Here is a 17,323-nt window from a genome sequence, read left to right as displayed (position 1 = left end):
CGCAGAACTTTTGACGAAAGGACGCCACTTCATTATGGCTCACCCTCATTTATTAGCGGAAAGAATTTCCCGCCTGAGCAGTTCGTTGGAAAAGGGGCTTTATGAACGTAGCCACGCCATCCGCTTGTGTTTATTAGCGGCATTAAGTGGTGAAAGTGTGTTCCTCCTTGGCCCGCCAGGTATTGCCAAAAGTTTGATCGCCCGGCGCTTAAAATTCGCCTTTCAGAATGCCCGCGCGTTTGAATATCTGATGACTCGCTTCTCCACGCCGGAAGAGGTTTTTGGTCCCCTTTCTATTCAGGCGCTAAAAGATGAAGGGCGCTATGAACGTTTAACCAGCGGTTACCTGCCGGAAGCAGAAATCGTCTTTCTGGATGAGATCTGGAAAGCGGGTCCGGCAATTCTTAATACCCTGCTCACCGCCATTAACGAGCGCCAGTTCCGCAACGGTGCACACGTAGAAAAAATCCCGATGCGTCTGCTGGTGGCGGCCTCCAACGAGCTGCCGGAAGCAGACAGCAGTCTGGAAGCGTTATATGACCGCATGCTGATTCGTCTGTGGTTAGATAAAGTGCAGGATAAAGCGAATTTCCGCTCCATGCTGACCAGTCAACAGGATGAAAACGACAATCCGGTTCCTGCCTCCTTGCAGGTCACAGATGAAGAATATGAACGCTGGCAGAAAGAGATTGGTGAAATTACGCTGCCCGATCATGTATTTGAGCTGATTTTTATGCTGCGCCAGCAACTGGATAAATTACCGGATGCGCCTTATGTCTCGGATCGTCGCTGGAAAAAAGCGATTCGATTATTGCAGGCCAGCGCCTTTTTTAGCGGTCGCAGTGCTGTTGCCCCGGTTGATCTCATTTTGCTGAAAGATTGCCTGTGGTATGACGCGCAAAGCCTGAATTTGATACAACAACAAATTGATGTATTGATGACCGGTCATGCCTGGCAACAGCAAGGGATGTTGACCCGCCTGGGCGCGATTGTGCAACGTCACCTGCAACTCCAGCAGCAACAAAGCGATAAAACAGCCTTAACGGTAATTCGTCTGGGCGGCATTTTCAGCCGTCGTCAGCAGTATCAACTTCCTGTTAACGTTACTGCTTCCACTCTGACTCTGCTGCTGCAAAAACCGTTAAAATTGCATGATATGGAAGTGGTTCATATCTCCTTTGAGCGTAGCGCGCTGGAACAGTGGCTGAGTAAAGGTGGTGAGATTCGCGGCAAACTGAACGGTATCGGCTTTGCCCAGAAACTGAATCTGGAAGTGGATAGCGCCCAACATCTTGTTGTACGCGATGTAAGTTTACAAGGCAGTACGCTGGCACTTCCCGGTTCATCGGCTGAAGGTCTGCCAGGTGAAATAAAACAACAACTGGAAGAGCTTGAAAGCGACTGGCGCAAGCAACACGCTTTATTCAGCGAACAGCAAAAATGTCTGTTTATCCCTGGCGACTGGTTAGGTCGCATTGAAGCCAGCCTACAGGATGTCGGCGCACAGATTCGCCAGGCACAACAATGCTAACGCTGGATACGCTTAATGTGATGCTGGCCGTCAGCGAAGAGGGATTGATCGAAGAGATGATCATCGCGCTGCTGGCCTCACCGCAGCTGGCAGTCTTCTTTGAAAAATTCCCACGACTGAAGGCGGCAATCACTGATGATGTTCCCCGCTGGCGTGAGGCGCTGCGCAGTCGGCTGAAAGATGCCCGAGTCCCGCCGGAACTCACCGAAGAGGTGATGTGCTATCAGCAAAGCCAGCTCCTCTCCACGCCGCAGTTTATTGTGCAGCTACCACAGATCCTGGACTTACTGCATCGTCTGAATTCCCCATGGGCAGAACAAGCCCGACAGTTGGTTGATGCTAACAGCACGATCACTTCAGCGTTACACACGCTTTTTCTCCAGCGTTGGCGTTTAAGTCTGATCGTGCAAGCAACGACGTTAAATCAACAGCTATTAGAAGAAGAACGCGAACAACTGTTGAGTGAAGTTCAGGAACGCATGACGCTGAGCGGACAACTTGAACCGATTCTCGCAGATAACAATACCGCAGCTGGTCGTCTGTGGGATATGAGCGCCGGTCAGCTTAAACGTGGCGACTATCAGTTGATTGTGAAATACGGTGAATTTCTTAACGAACAGCCGGAACTGAAACGCCTGGCAGAACAGCTGGGGCGTTCCCGGGAAGCCAAATCAATACCGCGCAACGATGCGCAGATGGAAACCTTCCGCACCCTGGTGCGCGAACCGGCGACGGTTCCTGAGCAGGTTGATGGTCTGCAACAAAGCGATGATATTTTACGTCTCCTGCCGCCAGAACTGGCGACACTGGGGATAACGGAACTGGAGTATGAGTTTTACCGTCGGCTGGTGGAAAAACAGTTGCTCACCTATCGCCTGCACGGTGAGTCGTGGCGTGAAAAAGTGATCGAACGCCCGGTGGTGCATAAAGATTACGACGAACAGCCGCGCGGACCGTTTATTGTCTGCGTGGATACTTCCGGCTCAATGGGCGGCTTTAATGAACAATGTGCGAAAGCGTTCTGCCTGGCCTTGATGCGCATTGCTCTCGCTGAAAACCGGCGCTGCTATATTATGCTATTTTCCACCGAGATCGTCCGTTATGAGCTTTCAGGCCCACAAGGCATCGAACAAGCAATCCGTTTTTTAAGCCAGCAGTTTCGTGGCGGCACCGATCTTGCCAGTTGTTTTCGCGCCATTATGGAACGCTTGCAAAGCAGGGAATGGTTTGATGCCGATGCGGTGGTGATTTCTGATTTTATCGCCCAGCGGTTGCCTGACGACGTGACGAGTAAAGTGAAAGAGCTACAGCGGGTACATCAGCATCGCTTTCATGCCGTGGCGATGTCGGCACATGGCAAACCCGGCATCATGCGCATTTTCGATCATATCTGGCGCTTTGATACCGGGATGCGAAGCCGCCTGCTCAGACGCTGGCGGCGATAAATTATTACAGCAGAGAAGGGACGCTCTCGCGAACAGCTGCCGGCCATACACCACACTGAACCTGGCCGATATGTGGCAGTTGCAGCAGCAGCATGGTCAAACGAGACTGCCCGATACCGCCGCCGATGGTCTGCGGCATTTCACCGCGCAGTAGCGCCTGATGCCACTCCAGCTGCAGACGATCTTCATCACCGGTCAGCGCCAGCTGATGCTTCAACGTATCGGCATCCACGCGGATCCCCATGGAAGAAAGCTCAAACGCATCTTCCAGTACCGGGTTCCATACCAGAATATCGCCGTTCAGACCCGCATGGCCCAGCTCTGACGGGGTGCTCCAGTCATCATAATCCGGTGCGCGCACGTCGTGACGATGACCATCACTCAACTTGCCGCCAATCCCGACGAGGAATACCGCGCCAAGATCTTTCGCAATCGCCCGCTCACGCCCTTTGGCATCGAGATCCGGATAACGAGACAGTAACTCCTGGCTGTGTACGAAGTGGATCTGATCCGGCAGGAACGGTGCCAGGCCAAACTCTTCGCTAACCGCAGCTTCGGTTGCTTTAATTCCCTCCCAGATCGCCTCTACCGTGCTTTTCAGAGTCGAGAATTGACGCTCGCCGTCGCCCATTACGCGTTCCCAATCCCACTGGTCAACATAGACCGAGTGCAACGGGGAAAGACGGTCTTCATCGGGGCGAAGGGCTTTCATGTGCGTGTACAGCCCTTCGCCCGCGCTGAAGTCGTGTTGCCCTAAGGTCTGACGTTTCCACTTCGCCAGTGAATGAACCACTTCGAACTGGGCATCAGGCAGAGCTTTCACTTTTACCTGCACCGCTTTTTCACAGCCCGACAAGTTATCCTGCGTGCCATCCCCCACACGGCTAAGAATCGGCGCCTGGACTTCGATCAGCCCCAGACGTTCTTCCAGTTGACGAGAAAAGTGAGATTTCACGAAGCTAATTTGACGTTGTTTGGCAATGTAAGCGGTTTTCATTTTTTATACTCCTGCGTCCTGTTGCTTATGATTAAGCAACAAAAACCGACACGCATGCAATAATCATTCAATAAAAAGCCTCATGAACTTTTGATTCATTAAAAAATAGGGCTAAAATAGAATGAATCATCAATCCTCATAAGAAAATCCTATGGAAAATTATCTGATCGACAATCTGGACCGTGGCATCCTGGAAGCATTAATGGGCAATGCGCGCACCGCTTACGCCGAACTGGCGAAACAATTTGGCGTCAGTCCGGGGACAATTCACGTTCGAGTAGAGAAAATGAAGCAGGCGGGGATCATTACCGGGGCGCGTATTGATGTCAGCCCGAAGCAGCTCGGTTATGACGTAGGCTGCTTTATCGGCATTATATTAAAGAGCGCCAAAGACTATCCTTCCGCGCTGGCAAAGCTGGAAAGCCTCGATGAAGTCACTGAAGCCTATTACACAACTGGCCACTACAGCATCTTTATCAAAGTGATGTGCCGTTCGATCGATGCTCTCCAGCATGTACTTATCAACAAGATCCAAACAATTGATGAAATTCAGTCCACCGAGACACTGATCGTCCTGCAGAACCCGATCATGCGTACCATTAAGCCCTGATCGGCTTTTTTAATCCCATACTTTTCCACAGGTAGATCCCAACGCGTTCACAGCGTACAATACGCCACTCTTAATAAAGGTGGCGGTTTATGGCAGATATCACTCTTATCAGCGGCAGCACCCTCGGCGGTGCCGAATATGTGGCAGAACACCTGGCTGAAAAGCTGGAAGAGGCGGGTTTTACCACCGAAACGCTGCACGGTCCGCTGTTGGAAGATTTATCTGCCTCGGGGATCTGGCTGGTTATCAGCTCAACCCACGGTGCCGGAGATATTCCGGACAACCTTTCTCCTTTCTATGAAGCATTGCAGGAACAGAAGCCCGATCTTTCTGCGGTCCGCTTTGGCGCAATCGGTATTGGTAGTCGTGAATATGACACCTTTTGTGGGGCTATCGATAAACTCGAGGCAGAACTCAAAAATTCCGGTGCAAAACAGACAGGCGAAACACTGAAGATCAACATTCTTGATCACGACATTCCGGAAGATCCGGCAGAAGAATGGCTGGGATCGTGGATTAATTTACTCAAATAAGTATACAGATCGTGCGATCCACTGTGGATAACTCTGTCAGGAAGCTTGGATCAACCGGTAGTTATCCAAAGAACAACCGTTGTTCAGTTTTTGAGTTGTGTATAACCCCTCATTCTGATCCCAGCTTATACGGTCCAGGATCACCGATCATTCACAGTTAATGATCCTTTCCAGGTTGTTGATCTTAAAAGCTGGATCCTTGTTATCCACAGGGTAGTGCGATCCTAATAAGAGATCACAATAGAACAGATCTCTAAATAAATAGATCTTCTTTTTAATACCCAGGATCCCAGGTCTTTCTCAAGCCGACAAAGTTGAGTAGAATCCACGGCCCGGGCTTCAATCCATTTTCATACCGCGTTATGCGAGGCAATCACCATGTTTTATCCGGATCCTTTTGACGTCATCATCATTGGCGGGGGTCATGCAGGCACCGAGGCCGCGATGGCCGCGGCGCGTATGGGTCAACAGACTCTGCTTTTGACACACAATATCGACACTCTGGGGCAGATGAGCTGCAACCCGGCGATCGGCGGTATTGGGAAGGGACATCTGGTAAAAGAAGTGGATGCACTCGGCGGTCTGATGGCGAAAGCGATCGATCAGGCGGGTATCCAGTTTAGGATACTAAACGCAAGCAAGGGACCAGCGGTTCGCGCTACCCGTGCTCAGGCGGATCGTGTGCTCTACCGGCAGGCGGTACGTACGGCGCTGGAGAACCAACCGAACCTGATGATCTTCCAGCAGGCGGTTGAAGATCTTATTGTCGAAAACGATCGCGTGGTTGGTGCTGTTACCCAAATGGGACTGAAGTTCCGTGCCAAAGCCGTCGTGCTCACCGTTGGGACGTTCCTCGACGGTAAAATTCATATCGGTCTGGATAACTACAGCGGTGGTCGTGCTGGTGATCCGCCGTCCATTCCGCTCTCTCGCCGTTTGCGTGAACTGCCGCTGCGCGTTGGTCGTCTGAAAACCGGGACACCGCCGCGTATTGATGCGCGTACTATCGACTTCAGCGTGCTGGCGCAACAGCATGGCGATAACCCAATGCCGGTATTCTCGTTTATGGGTAATGCGTCCCAGCATCCACAGCAGGTGCCGTGTTATATCACCCATACCAACGAGAAAACCCATGATGTGATCCGCAGTAACCTCGATCGTAGCCCAATGTATGCAGGGGTGATCGAAGGTGTCGGCCCACGCTACTGCCCGTCGATCGAAGACAAAGTCATGCGCTTCGCCGACAGAAATCAGCATCAGATCTTCCTTGAACCGGAAGGGCTGACCTCAAACGAAATTTATCCGAACGGTATCTCCACCAGCCTGCCGTTCGATGTGCAGATGCAAATCGTCCGCTCCATGCAGGGGATGGAAAACGCGAAGATCGTGCGTCCGGGTTATGCCATTGAGTATGACTTCTTCGATCCACGCGACCTGAAACCGACGCTGGAGAGCAAGTTTATCCAGGGGCTGTTCTTTGCTGGTCAGATTAACGGCACTACCGGTTACGAAGAAGCCGCTGCGCAAGGTTTGCTGGCTGGTCTTAACGCTGCCCGTCTGTCTGCTGACAAAGAAGGTTGGGCTCCGGCGCGTTCTCAGGCGTATCTCGGCGTACTGGTTGATGACCTGTGCACTTTAGGAACCAAAGAACCGTATCGTATGTTTACTTCGCGCGCAGAATATCGTCTGATGCTGCGCGAAGATAATGCGGATCTGCGTTTGACTGAAATCGGTCGTGAACTGGGCCTGGTGGATGACGAACGTTGGGCGCGCTTTAACGAGAAACTTGAGAATATCGAGCGTGAGCGTCAGCGTCTGAAATCGACCTGGGTAACCCCGTCGGCGGAAGCTGCAGCCGAAGTGAATGCTCACCTGACTGCGCCACTTTCCCGTGAAGCCAGTGGTGAAGATCTGCTGCGTCGTCCGGAAATGACTTATGAAAAATTAACCACGCTGACGCCGTTTGCCCCTGCGTTGACAGACGAACAGGCGGCGGAACAGGTTGAGATTCAGGTTAAATACGAAGGTTATATCGCGCGCCAGCAAGATGAGATCGAAAAGCAGCTGCGTAACGAGAACACCCTGCTACCAGCGACGCTGGATTACCGCCAGGTATCCGGTCTTTCTAACGAAGTGATCGCCAAACTTAACGATCACAAACCGGCCTCTATCGGTCAGGCTTCGCGTATTTCTGGCGTCACGCCTGCGGCCATCTCCATTCTGCTGGTGTGGCTGAAAAAACAGGGTATGCTGCGTCGTAGCGCATAACGCATTAAAAATGCCTGGTAAGCACCCGCTTACCGGGCAACGCATCAAGAACAGGTAATCACCGTGCTAAACAAACTCACCTCTCTGCTGAAAGACGCAGGAATTTCGCTTACCGATCACCAGAAAAACCAGCTAATTGCCTACGTGAATATGCTGCATAAATGGAATAAAGCGTACAACCTGACTTCGGTCCGCGATCCTAATGAGATGCTGGTACGCCATATTCTCGATAGCATTGTGGTGGCACCGTATCTGCAAGGTGAACGGTTTATCGATGTCGGCACCGGACCAGGACTGCCTGGCATTCCACTCTCTATCGTGCGTCCTGAAGCCCACTTCACGTTGTTGGATAGCCTTGGTAAACGCGTGCGTTTCCTTCGTCAGGTGCAACATGAGCTTAAACTGGAGAATATTGAGCCAGTACAGAGCAGGGTAGAAGAGTTTCCATCTGAGCCGCCATTTGATGGCGTAATTAGCCGCGCTTTTGCCTCTCTGAACGATATGGTGAGCTGGTGCCACCATCTTCCTGGTGAGCAAGGCCGTTTCTACGCGCTGAAAGGGCAAATGCCGGAAGATGAAATCGCTTTGTTGCCCGAAGAATATCAGGTCGAATCAGTGGTTAAACTTCAGGTTCCAGCCCTGGATGGCGAACGTCATCTGGTGGTGATTAAAGCAAATAAAATTTAATTTTTATCAAAAAAATCATAAAAAATTGACCGGTTAGACTGTTAACAACAACCAGGTTTTCTACTGATATAACTGGTTACATTTAACGCCACGTTCACTCTTTTGCATCAACAAAGTAACGTGGCTTTTTTTGGTAAGCAGAAAATAAGTCATAAGTGAAAATATCAGTCTGCTAAAAATCGGCGCTAAGAATCATCATTGGCTGTTAAAACATTATTAAAAATGTCAATGGGTGGTTTTTGTTGTGTAAATGTCATTTATTAAAACAGTATCTGTTTTTAGACTGAAATATCATAAACTTGCAAAGGCATCATTTGCCAAGTAAATAAATATGCTGTGCGCGAACATGCTCAATATGTGATCTGAAGCACGCTTTATCACCAGTGTTTACGCGTTATTTACAGTTTTTCATGATCGAACAGGGTTTGCAGAAAAGTCGCAATTGTATGCACTGGAAAAATATTTAAACATTTATTCACCTTTTGGCTACTTATTGTTTGAAATCACGGGGGCGCACCGTATAATTTGACCGCTTTTTGATGCTTGACTCTAAGCCTTAAAGAAAGTTTTATACGACACGCGGCATACCTCGAAGGGAGCAGGAGTGAAAAACGTGATGTCTGTGTCGCTCGTGAGTCGAAACGTTGCTCGGAAGCTTCTGCTCGTTCAGTTACTGGTGGTGATAGCAAGTGGATTGCTGTTCAGCCTCAAAGACCCCTTCTGGGGCGTCTCTGCAATAAGCGGGGGCCTGGCAGTCTTTCTGCCTAACGTTTTGTTTATGATATTTGCCTGGCGTCACCAGGCGCATACACCAGCGAAAGGCCGTGTGGCCTGGACATTCGCATTTGGCGAAGCTTTCAAAGTTCTGGCGATGTTGGTGTTACTTGTGGTGGCGTTGGCGGTTTTAAAGGCGGTATTCTTGCCGCTGATCGTTACGTGGGTTTTGGTGCTGGTGGTTCAGATACTGGCACCGGCTGTAATTAACAACAAAGGGTAAAAGGCATCATGGCTTCAGAAAATATGACGCCGCAGGATTACATAGGACACCACCTGAACAACCTTCAGCTGGACCTGCGTACATTCTCGCTGGTGGATCCACATAACCCCCCAGCCACCTTCTGGACAATCAATATTGACTCCATGTTCTTCTCGGTGGTGCTGGGTCTGTTGTTCCTGGTTTTATTCCGTAGCGTAGCCAAAAAGGCGACCAGCGGTGTGCCAGGTAAGTTTCAGACCGCGATTGAGCTGGTGATCGGCTTTGTTAATGGTAGCGTGAAAGACATGTACCATGGCAAAAGCAAGCTGATTGCTCCGCTGGCCCTGACGATCTTCGTCTGGGTATTCCTGATGAACCTGATGGATTTACTGCCTATCGACCTGCTGCCGTACATTGCTGAACATGTACTGGGTCTGCCTGCACTGCGTGTGGTTCCGTCTGCGGACGTGAACGTAACGCTGTCTATGGCACTGGGTGTATTTATCCTGATTCTGTTCTACAGCATCAAAATGAAAGGCATCGGCGGCTTCACGAAAGAGTTGACGCTGCAGCCGTTCAATCACTGGGCGTTCATTCCTGTCAACTTAATCCTTGAAGGGGTAAGCCTGCTGTCCAAACCAGTTTCACTCGGTTTGCGACTGTTCGGTAACATGTATGCCGGTGAGCTGATTTTCATTCTGATTGCTGGTCTGTTGCCGTGGTGGTCACAGTGGATTCTGAATGTGCCGTGGGCCATTTTCCACATCCTGATCATTACGCTGCAAGCCTTCATCTTCATGGTTCTGACGATCGTCTATCTGTCGATGGCGTCTGAAGAACATTAATTTACCAACACTACTACGTTTTAACTGAAACAAACTGGAGACTGTCATGGAAAACCTGAATATGGATCTGCTGTACATGGCTGCCGCTGTGATGATGGGTCTGGCGGCAATCGGTGCTGCGATCGGTATCGGCATCCTCGGGGGTAAATTCCTGGAAGGCGCAGCGCGTCAACCTGATCTGATTCCTCTGCTGCGTACTCAGTTCTTTATCGTTATGGGTCTGGTGGATGCTATCCCGATGATCGCTGTAGGTCTGGGTCTGTACGTGATGTTCGCTGTCGCGTAGTAAGCGTTGCTTTTATTTAAAGAGCAATATCAGAACGTTAACTAAATAGAGGCATTGTGCTGTGAATCTTAACGCAACAATCCTCGGCCAGGCCATCGCGTTTGTCCTGTTCGTTCTGTTCTGCATGAAGTACGTATGGCCGCCATTAATGGCAGCCATCGAAAAACGTCAAAAAGAAATTGCTGACGGTCTTGCTTCCGCAGAACGAGCACATAAGGACCTTGACCTTGCAAAGGCCAGCGCGACCGACCAGCTGAAAAAAGCGAAAGCGGAAGCCCAGGTAATCATCGAGCAGGCTAACAAACGCCGCTCGCAGATTCTGGACGAAGCGAAAGCTGAGGCAGAACAGGAACGTACTAAAATCGTGGCCCAGGCGCAGGCGGAAATTGAAGCCGAGCGTAAACGTGCCCGTGAAGAGCTGCGTAAGCAAGTTGCTATCCTGGCTGTTGCTGGCGCCGAGAAGATCATCGAACGTTCCGTGGATGAAGCTGCTAACAGCGACATCGTGGATAAACTTGTCGCTGAACTGTAAGGAGGGAGGGGCTGATGTCTGAATTTATTACGGTAGCTCGCCCCTACGCCAAAGCAGCTTTTGACTTTGCCGTCGAACACCAAAGTGTAGAACGCTGGCAGGACATGCTGGCGTTTGCCGCCGAGGTAACCAAAAACGAACAAATGGCAGAGCTTCTCTCTGGCGCGCTTGCGCCAGAAACGCTCGCCGAGTCGTTTATCGCAGTTTGTGGTGAGCAACTGGACGAAAACGGTCAGAACCTGATTCGGGTAATGGCTGAAAATGGTCGTCTTAACGCGCTCCCGGATGTTCTGGAGCAGTTTATTCACCTGCGTGCCGTGAGTGAGGCTACCGCTGAGGTAGACGTCATTTCCGCTGCCGCACTGAGTGAACAACAGCTCGCGAAAATTTCTGCTGCGATGGAAAAACGTCTGTCACGCAAAGTTAAGCTGAATTGCAAAATCGATAAGTCTGTAATGGCAGGCGTTATCATCCGAGCGGGTGATATGGTCATTGATGGCAGCGTACGCGGTCGTCTTGAGCGCCTTGCAGACGTCTTGCAGTCTTAAGGGGACTGGAGCATGCAACTGAATTCCACCGAAATCAGCGAACTGATCAAGCAGCGCATTGCTCAGTTCAATGTTGTGAGTGAAGCTCACAACGAAGGTACTATTGTTTCTGTAAGTGACGGTGTTATCCGCATTCACGGCCTGGCCGATTGTATGCAGGGTGAAATGATCTCCCTGCCGGGTAACCGTTACGCTATCGCACTGAACCTCGAGCGCGACTCTGTAGGTGCGGTTGTTATGGGTCCGTACGCTGACCTTGCCGAAGGCATGAAAGTTAAGTGTACTGGCCGTATCCTGGAAGTTCCGGTTGGCCGTGGCCTGCTGGGCCGTGTGGTTAACACTCTGGGTGCACCAATCGACGGTAAAGGTCCGCTGGATCACGACGGCTTCTCTGCTGTAGAAGCAATCGCTCCGGGCGTTATCGAACGTCAGTCCGTAGATCAGCCGGTACAGACCGGTTATAAAGCCGTTGACTCCATGATCCCAATCGGTCGTGGTCAGCGTGAATTGATCATCGGTGACCGTCAGACCGGTAAAACCGCACTGGCTATCGATGCCATCATCAACCAGCGCGATTCCGGTATCAAATGTATCTATGTCGCTATCGGCCAGAAAGCGTCCACCATTTCTAACGTGGTACGTAAACTGGAAGAGCACGGCGCACTGGCTAACACCATCGTTGTGGTAGCAACCGCGTCTGAATCCGCTGCACTGCAATACCTGGCACCGTACGCTGGTTGCGCAATGGGCGAATACTTCCGTGACCGCGGTGAAGATGCGCTGATCATTTACGATGACCTGTCTAAACAGGCTGTTGCTTACCGTCAGATCTCCCTGCTGCTCCGTCGTCCGCCAGGACGTGAAGCATTCCCGGGCGACGTATTCTACCTCCACTCTCGTCTGCTGGAGCGTGCTGCGCGTGTTAACGCCGAATACGTTGAAGCCTTCACCAAAGGTGAAGTGAAAGGGAAAACCGGTTCTCTGACTGCGCTGCCGATTATCGAAACTCAGGCGGGTGACGTTTCTGCGTTCGTTCCAACCAACGTAATCTCCATTACCGATGGTCAGATCTTCCTGGAAACCAACCTGTTCAACGCCGGTATTCGTCCTGCGGTTAACCCGGGTATTTCCGTATCCCGTGTTGGTGGTGCAGCACAGACCAAGATCATGAAAAAACTGTCCGGTGGTATCCGTACCGCTCTGGCACAGTATCGTGAACTGGCAGCGTTCTCTCAGTTTGCATCCGACCTTGACGATGCAACACGTAAGCAGCTTGACCACGGTCAGAAAGTGACCGAACTGCTGAAACAGAAACAGTATGCGCCGATGTCCGTAGCGCAACAGTCTCTGGTTCTGTTCGCAGCAGAACGTGGTTACCTGGCGGATGTTGAACTGTCGAAAATCGGCAGCTTCGAAGCCGCTCTGCTGGCTTACGTCGACCGTGATCACGCTCCGTTGATGCAAGAGATCAACCAGACCGGTGGCTACAACGACGAAATCGAAGGCAAGCTGAAAGGCATCCTCGATTCCTTCAAAGCAACCCAATCCTGGTAACGTCTGGCGGCTTGCCTTAGGGCAGGCCGCAAGGCATTGAGGAGAAGCTCATGGCCGGCGCAAAAGAGATACGTAGTAAGATCGCAAGCGTCCAGAACACGCAAAAGATCACTAAAGCGATGGAGATGGTCGCCGCTTCCAAAATGCGTAAATCGCAGGATCGCATGGCGGCCAGCCGTCCTTATGCAGAAACCATGCGCAAAGTGATTGGTCACCTTGCACACGGTAATCTGGAATATAAGCACCCTTACCTGGAAGACCGCGACGTTAAACGCGTGGGCTACCTGGTGGTGTCGACCGACCGTGGTTTGTGCGGTGGTTTGAACATTAACCTGTTCAAAAAACTGCTGGCGGAAATGAAGACCTGGACCGACAAAGGCGTTCAATGCGACCTCGCAATGATCGGCTCGAAAGGCGTGTCGTTCTTCAACTCCGTGGGCGGCAATGTTGTTGCCCAGGTCACCGGCATGGGGGATAACCCTTCCCTGTCCGAACTGATCGGTCCGGTAAAAGTGATGTTGCAGGCCTACGACGAAGGCCGTCTGGACAAGCTTTACATTGTCAGCAACAAATTTATTAACACCATGTCTCAGGTTCCGACCATCAGCCAGCTGCTGCCGTTACCGGCATCAGATGATGATGATCTGAAACATAAATCCTGGGATTACCTGTACGAACCCGATCCGAAGGCGTTGCTGGATACCCTGCTGCGTCGTTATGTCGAATCTCAGGTTTATCAGGGCGTGGTTGAAAACCTGGCCAGCGAGCAGGCCGCCCGTATGGTGGCGATGAAAGCCGCGACCGACAATGGCGGCAGCCTGATTAAAGAGCTGCAGTTGGTATACAACAAAGCTCGTCAGGCCAGCATTACTCAGGAACTCACCGAGATCGTCTCGGGGGCCGCCGCGGTTTAAACAGGTTATTTCGTAGAGGATTTAAGATGGCTACTGGAAAGATTGTCCAGGTAATCGGCGCCGTAGTTGACGTCGAATTCCCTCAGGATGCCGTACCGCGCGTGTACGATGCTCTTGAGGTGCAAAATGGTAATGAGCGTCTGGTGCTGGAAGTTCAGCAGCAGCTCGGCGGCGGTATCGTACGTACCATCGCAATGGGTTCCTCCGACGGTCTGCGTCGCGGTCTGGATGTAAAAGACCTCGAACACCCGATCGAAGTCCCGGTAGGTAAAGCGACTCTGGGCCGTATCATGAACGTACTGGGCGAACCGGTCGACATGAAAGGCGAGATCGGTGAAGAAGAGCGTTGGGCGATTCACCGCGCAGCACCTTCCTACGAAGAGCTGTCAAACTCTCAGGAACTGCTGGAAACCGGTATCAAAGTTATCGACCTGATGTGTCCGTTCGCTAAGGGCGGTAAAGTTGGTCTGTTTGGTGGTGCGGGTGTAGGTAAAACCGTAAACATGATGGAGCTTATTCGTAACATCGCGATCGAGCACTCCGGTTACTCTGTGTTTGCGGGCGTAGGTGAACGTACTCGTGAGGGTAACGACTTCTACCACGAAATGACCGACTCCAACGTTATCGACAAAGTATCCCTGGTGTATGGCCAGATGAACGAGCCGCCGGGAAACCGTCTGCGCGTTGCTCTGACCGGTCTGACCATGGCTGAGAAATTCCGTGACGAAGGTCGTGACGTTCTGCTGTTCGTTGACAACATCTATCGTTACACCCTGGCCGGTACGGAAGTATCCGCACTGCTGGGCCGTATGCCTTCAGCGGTAGGTTATCAGCCGACCCTGGCGGAAGAGATGGGCGTTCTGCAGGAACGTATCACCTCCACCAAAACTGGTTCTATCACCTCCGTACAGGCGGTATACGTACCTGCGGATGACTTGACTGACCCGTCTCCGGCAACCACCTTTGCGCACCTTGACGCAACCGTGGTACTGAGCCGTCAGATCGCGTCTCTGGGTATCTACCCGGCCGTTGACCCGCTGGACTCCACCAGCCGTCAGCTGGACCCGCTGGTGGTTGGTCAGGAACACTACGACACCGCGCGTGGCGTTCAGTCCATCCTGCAACGTTATCAGGAACTGAAAGACATCATCGCCATCCTGGGTATGGATGAACTGTCTGAAGAAGACAAACTGGTGGTAGCGCGTGCTCGTAAGATCCAGCGCTTCCTGTCCCAGCCGTTCTTCGTGGCAGAAGTATTCACCGGTTCTCCGGGTAAATACGTCTCCCTGAAAGACACCATCCGTGGCTTTAAAGGCATCATGGAAGGCGAATACGATCACCTGCCGGAGCAGGCGTTCTACATGGTCGGTTCCATCGAAGAAGCTGTGGAAAAAGCCAAAAAACTTTAACGCCTTAATCGGAGGGTGATATGGCAATGACTTACCACCTGGACGTCGTCAGTGCAGAGCAACAAATGTTCTCTGGTCTGGTCGAGAAAATCCAGGTAACGGGTAGCGAAGGTGAACTGGGGATCTACCCTGGCCACGCACCGCTGCTCACCGCCATTAAGCCTGGTATGATTCGCATCGTGAAACAGCACGGTCACGAAGAGTTTATCTATCTGTCTGGCGGCATTCTTGAAGTGCAGCCTGGCAACGTGACCGTTCTGGCCGACACCGCAATTCGCGGCCAGGATCTCGACGAAGCGCGAGCCATGGAAGCGAAACGTAAGGCTGAAGAGCACATTAGCAGCTCTCACGGCGACGTAGATTACGCTCAGGCGTCTGCGGAACTGGCCAAAGCGATCGCGCAGCTGCGCGTTATCGAGTTGACCAAAAAAGCGATGTAACACCGGCTTGAAAAGCACAAAAGCCAGTCTGGAAACAGGCTGGCTTTTTTTTACGCGTTGCCCCGTCCTGAAGAGCGTTCACATAGATCCTGCTGATATAAAACCCCCTGTTTTCCCGTTTATTCATTGATCGAAATAAGAGCAAAAACATCCACCTGACGCTTAAATGAAGGTATTGCCTTAATTTTCTGCAGACAAAAGGCGTGACGATGGTCGAAAATGGCGCTTTCGTCAGCGGGGATAATCCGTTATTGAACAATTTATCCTCTGTCCATTTCACGATGAAAAAAATGTAGTTTTTTCAAGGTGAAGCGGTTTAAATTCGTTCTCAAATTACAGTCAGGACGCGTATGTTGAATAATGCTATGAGCGTAGTGATCCTTGCCGCAGGCAAAGGCACGCGCATGTATTCCGATCTTCCGAAAGTGCTGCATACCCTTGCCGGGAAAGCGATGGTTCAGCATGTCATTGATGCTGCGAATGAATTAGGCGCGGCGCACGTTCACCTGGTGTACGGTCACGGCGGCGATCTGCTTAAACAGGCGCTGAAAGATGACAACCTGAACTGGGTGCTTCAGGCAGAACAGCTGGGTACAGGTCATGCGATGCAGCAGGCCGCACCTTTCTTTGCCGATGATGAAGACATTTTAATGCTCTACGGCGACGTGCCGCTGATCTCTGTCGAAACACTCCAGCGCCTGCGTGATGCTAAACCGCAGGGTGGCATTGGTCTGCTGACGGTAAAACTGGATGATCCGACCGGTTATGGACGTATCACCCGTGAAAACGGCAAAGTTACCGGCATTGTTGAGCACAAAGACGCCACCGACGAGCAGCGTCAGATTCAGGAGATCAACACCGGCATTCTGATTGCCAACGGCGCAGATATGAAACGCTGGCTGGCGAAGCTGACCAACAATAACGCTCAGGGTGAATACTACATCACCGACATTATTGCGCTGGCGTATCAGGAAGGGCGTGAAATCGTCGCCGTTCATCCGCAACGTTTAAGCGAAGTAGAAGGCGTGAATAACCGCCTGCAACTCTCCCGACTGGAGCGCGTTTACCAGTCCGAACAGGCTGAAAAACTGCTGTTAGCAGGCGTTATGCTGCGCGATCCGGCGCGTTTTGATCTGCGCGGTACGCTTACTCACGGGCGCGATGTTGAAATTGATACTAACGTTATCATCGAGGGCAACGTGACTCTCGGTCATCGCGTGAAAATCGGCACCGGTTGCGTGATTAAAAACAGCGTGATTGGCGATGATTGCGAAATCAGTCCGTATACCGTTGTGGAAGATGCGAATCTGGCGGCGGCCTGTACCATTGGCCCGTTTGCCCGTCTGCGTCCTGGTGCTGAGTTGCTGGAAGGTGCACACGTCGGTAACTTCGTTGAGATGAAAAAAGCGCGTCTGGGTAAAGGCTCGAAAGCTGGTCATCTGACTTACCTGGGCGATGCGGAAATTGGCGATAACGTTAACATCGGCGCGGGAACCATTACCTGCAACTACGATGGTGCGAATAAATTTAAGACCATTATCGGTGACGATGTGTTTGTCGGTTCCGACACTCAGCTGGTGGCCCCGGTAACAGTAGGCAAAGGCGCGACCATTGCTGCGGGTACAACTGTGACGCGTAATGTCGGCGAAAACGCCCTGGCGATCAGCCGTGTGCCGCAGACTCAAAAAGAAGGCTGGCGTCGTCCGGTAAAGAAAAAGTAATTCTGGCTGGGAAATCCGGTCATATGG

At 51.5% G+C, this 17,323-nt stretch carries 17 protein-coding genes; 16 read left to right on the top strand and 1 reads right to left on the bottom strand.

The window, feature by feature from the left end:
* Positions 1-34: 34 nt before the first annotated feature.
* Positions 35-1,531, top strand: coding sequence for an ATPase RavA (ravA, locus tag G434_RS09495; RefSeq protein ID WP_001309864.1), 1,497 nt, complete (start codon positions 35-37; stop codon positions 1,529-1,531).
* Positions 1,525-2,976, top strand: coding sequence for an ATPase RavA stimulator ViaA (gene viaA, locus G434_RS09500; RefSeq protein ID WP_000956632.1), 1,452 nt, complete (start codon positions 1,525-1,527; stop codon positions 2,974-2,976). Before ravA ends, viaA begins: the two co-directional genes overlap by 7 nt.
* Positions 2,977-2,980: 4 nt before the next feature.
* Here the strand turns inward: viaA and asnA are convergent, their stop codons facing one another.
* Positions 2,981-3,973 carry an aspartate--ammonia ligase gene (gene asnA, locus G434_RS09505; protein WP_000845128.1) on the bottom strand — a complete coding sequence of 331 codons (993 nt, stop codon included), beginning with the start codon at positions 3,971-3,973 and terminating at the stop codon, positions 2,981-2,983.
* A 151-nt stretch (positions 3,974-4,124) separates the two neighbouring features.
* Here asnA and asnC point away from each other — a divergent pair, with 151 nt between their 5' ends.
* The 14 genes from asnC (at position 4,125) to glmU (ending at position 17,296) form a co-directional block, all read left to right on the top strand.
* Positions 4,125-4,583, top strand: coding sequence for a transcriptional regulator AsnC (asnC, locus tag G434_RS09510; protein ID WP_000432970.1), 459 nt, complete (start codon positions 4,125-4,127; stop codon positions 4,581-4,583).
* A gap of 89 nt (positions 4,584-4,672) precedes the next feature.
* A complete protein-coding gene (gene mioC, locus G434_RS09515; RefSeq protein ID WP_000763742.1) occupies positions 4,673-5,116 on the top strand; it encodes an FMN-binding protein MioC in 444 nt (147 codons plus the stop codon).
* Positions 5,117-5,494: 378 nt separating this feature from the next.
* Positions 5,495-7,384 (top strand): tRNA uridine-5-carboxymethylaminomethyl(34) synthesis enzyme MnmG, encoded by a 1,890-nt coding sequence (gene mnmG, locus G434_RS09520; protein ID WP_000499788.1) that lies wholly within the window; start codon positions 5,495-5,497, stop codon positions 7,382-7,384.
* 63 nt (positions 7,385-7,447) lie between these two features.
* Positions 7,448-8,071, top strand: a complete 624-nt coding sequence (gene rsmG, locus G434_RS09525; protein WP_000932864.1) for a 16S rRNA (guanine(527)-N(7))-methyltransferase RsmG — start codon at positions 7,448-7,450, stop codon at positions 8,069-8,071.
* Between the two features lie 616 nt (positions 8,072-8,687).
* Entirely contained in the window at positions 8,688-9,068 is a 381-nt protein-coding gene (atpI, locus tag G434_RS09530; protein WP_000116695.1) for a F0F1 ATP synthase subunit I, read from the top strand.
* Positions 9,069-9,076: 8 nt separating this feature from the next.
* Positions 9,077-9,892 carry a F0F1 ATP synthase subunit A gene (atpB, locus tag G434_RS09535; RefSeq protein ID WP_000135618.1) on the top strand — a complete coding sequence of 272 codons (816 nt, stop codon included), beginning with the start codon at positions 9,077-9,079 and terminating at the stop codon, positions 9,890-9,892.
* A 46-nt stretch (positions 9,893-9,938) separates the two neighbouring features.
* On the top strand, positions 9,939-10,178 hold the full coding sequence (gene atpE, locus G434_RS09540; RefSeq protein WP_000429386.1) for a F0F1 ATP synthase subunit C: 240 nt from the start codon (positions 9,939-9,941) through the stop codon (positions 10,176-10,178).
* A gap of 61 nt (positions 10,179-10,239) precedes the next feature.
* Positions 10,240-10,710: a F0F1 ATP synthase subunit B gene (atpF, locus tag G434_RS09545; protein WP_001052219.1), complete on the top strand. Its 471-nt coding sequence runs from the start codon at positions 10,240-10,242 to the stop codon at positions 10,708-10,710.
* Between the two features lie 14 nt (positions 10,711-10,724).
* Positions 10,725-11,258: a F0F1 ATP synthase subunit delta gene (atpH, locus tag G434_RS09550; RefSeq protein WP_001288587.1), complete on the top strand. Its 534-nt coding sequence runs from the start codon at positions 10,725-10,727 to the stop codon at positions 11,256-11,258.
* A 12-nt stretch (positions 11,259-11,270) separates the two neighbouring features.
* Entirely contained in the window at positions 11,271-12,812 is a 1,542-nt protein-coding gene (gene atpA / locus G434_RS09555; RefSeq protein WP_001176745.1) for a F0F1 ATP synthase subunit alpha, read from the top strand.
* A 50-nt stretch (positions 12,813-12,862) separates the two neighbouring features.
* Complete coding sequence (gene atpG, locus G434_RS09560) at positions 12,863-13,726, top strand: F0F1 ATP synthase subunit gamma (protein ID WP_000896498.1); 864 nt, start codon at positions 12,863-12,865, stop codon at positions 13,724-13,726.
* 26 nt (positions 13,727-13,752) lie between these two features.
* Entirely contained in the window at positions 13,753-15,135 is a 1,383-nt protein-coding gene (gene atpD, locus G434_RS09565) for a F0F1 ATP synthase subunit beta (RefSeq protein ID WP_000190506.1), read from the top strand.
* A gap of 20 nt (positions 15,136-15,155) precedes the next feature.
* On the top strand, positions 15,156-15,575 hold the full coding sequence (locus G434_RS09570; protein WP_001251965.1) for a F0F1 ATP synthase subunit epsilon: 420 nt from the start codon (positions 15,156-15,158) through the stop codon (positions 15,573-15,575).
* A 350-nt stretch (positions 15,576-15,925) separates the two neighbouring features.
* The gene (glmU, locus tag G434_RS09575) at positions 15,926-17,296 is read left to right on the top strand and encodes a bifunctional UDP-N-acetylglucosamine diphosphorylase/glucosamine-1-phosphate N-acetyltransferase GlmU (protein WP_000933736.1); all 1,371 of its coding nucleotides are present in this window, start codon (positions 15,926-15,928) and stop codon (positions 17,294-17,296) included.
* Positions 17,297-17,323 lie beyond the last annotated feature (27 nt).

The organism is Escherichia sp. KTE172 (assembly GCF_000408845.1).
In the GTDB taxonomy this organism is placed as follows: Bacteria; Pseudomonadota; Gammaproteobacteria; order Enterobacterales; family Enterobacteriaceae; genus Escherichia; species Escherichia coli.
This window is presented reverse-complemented; position numbering and strand designations above follow the sequence as displayed.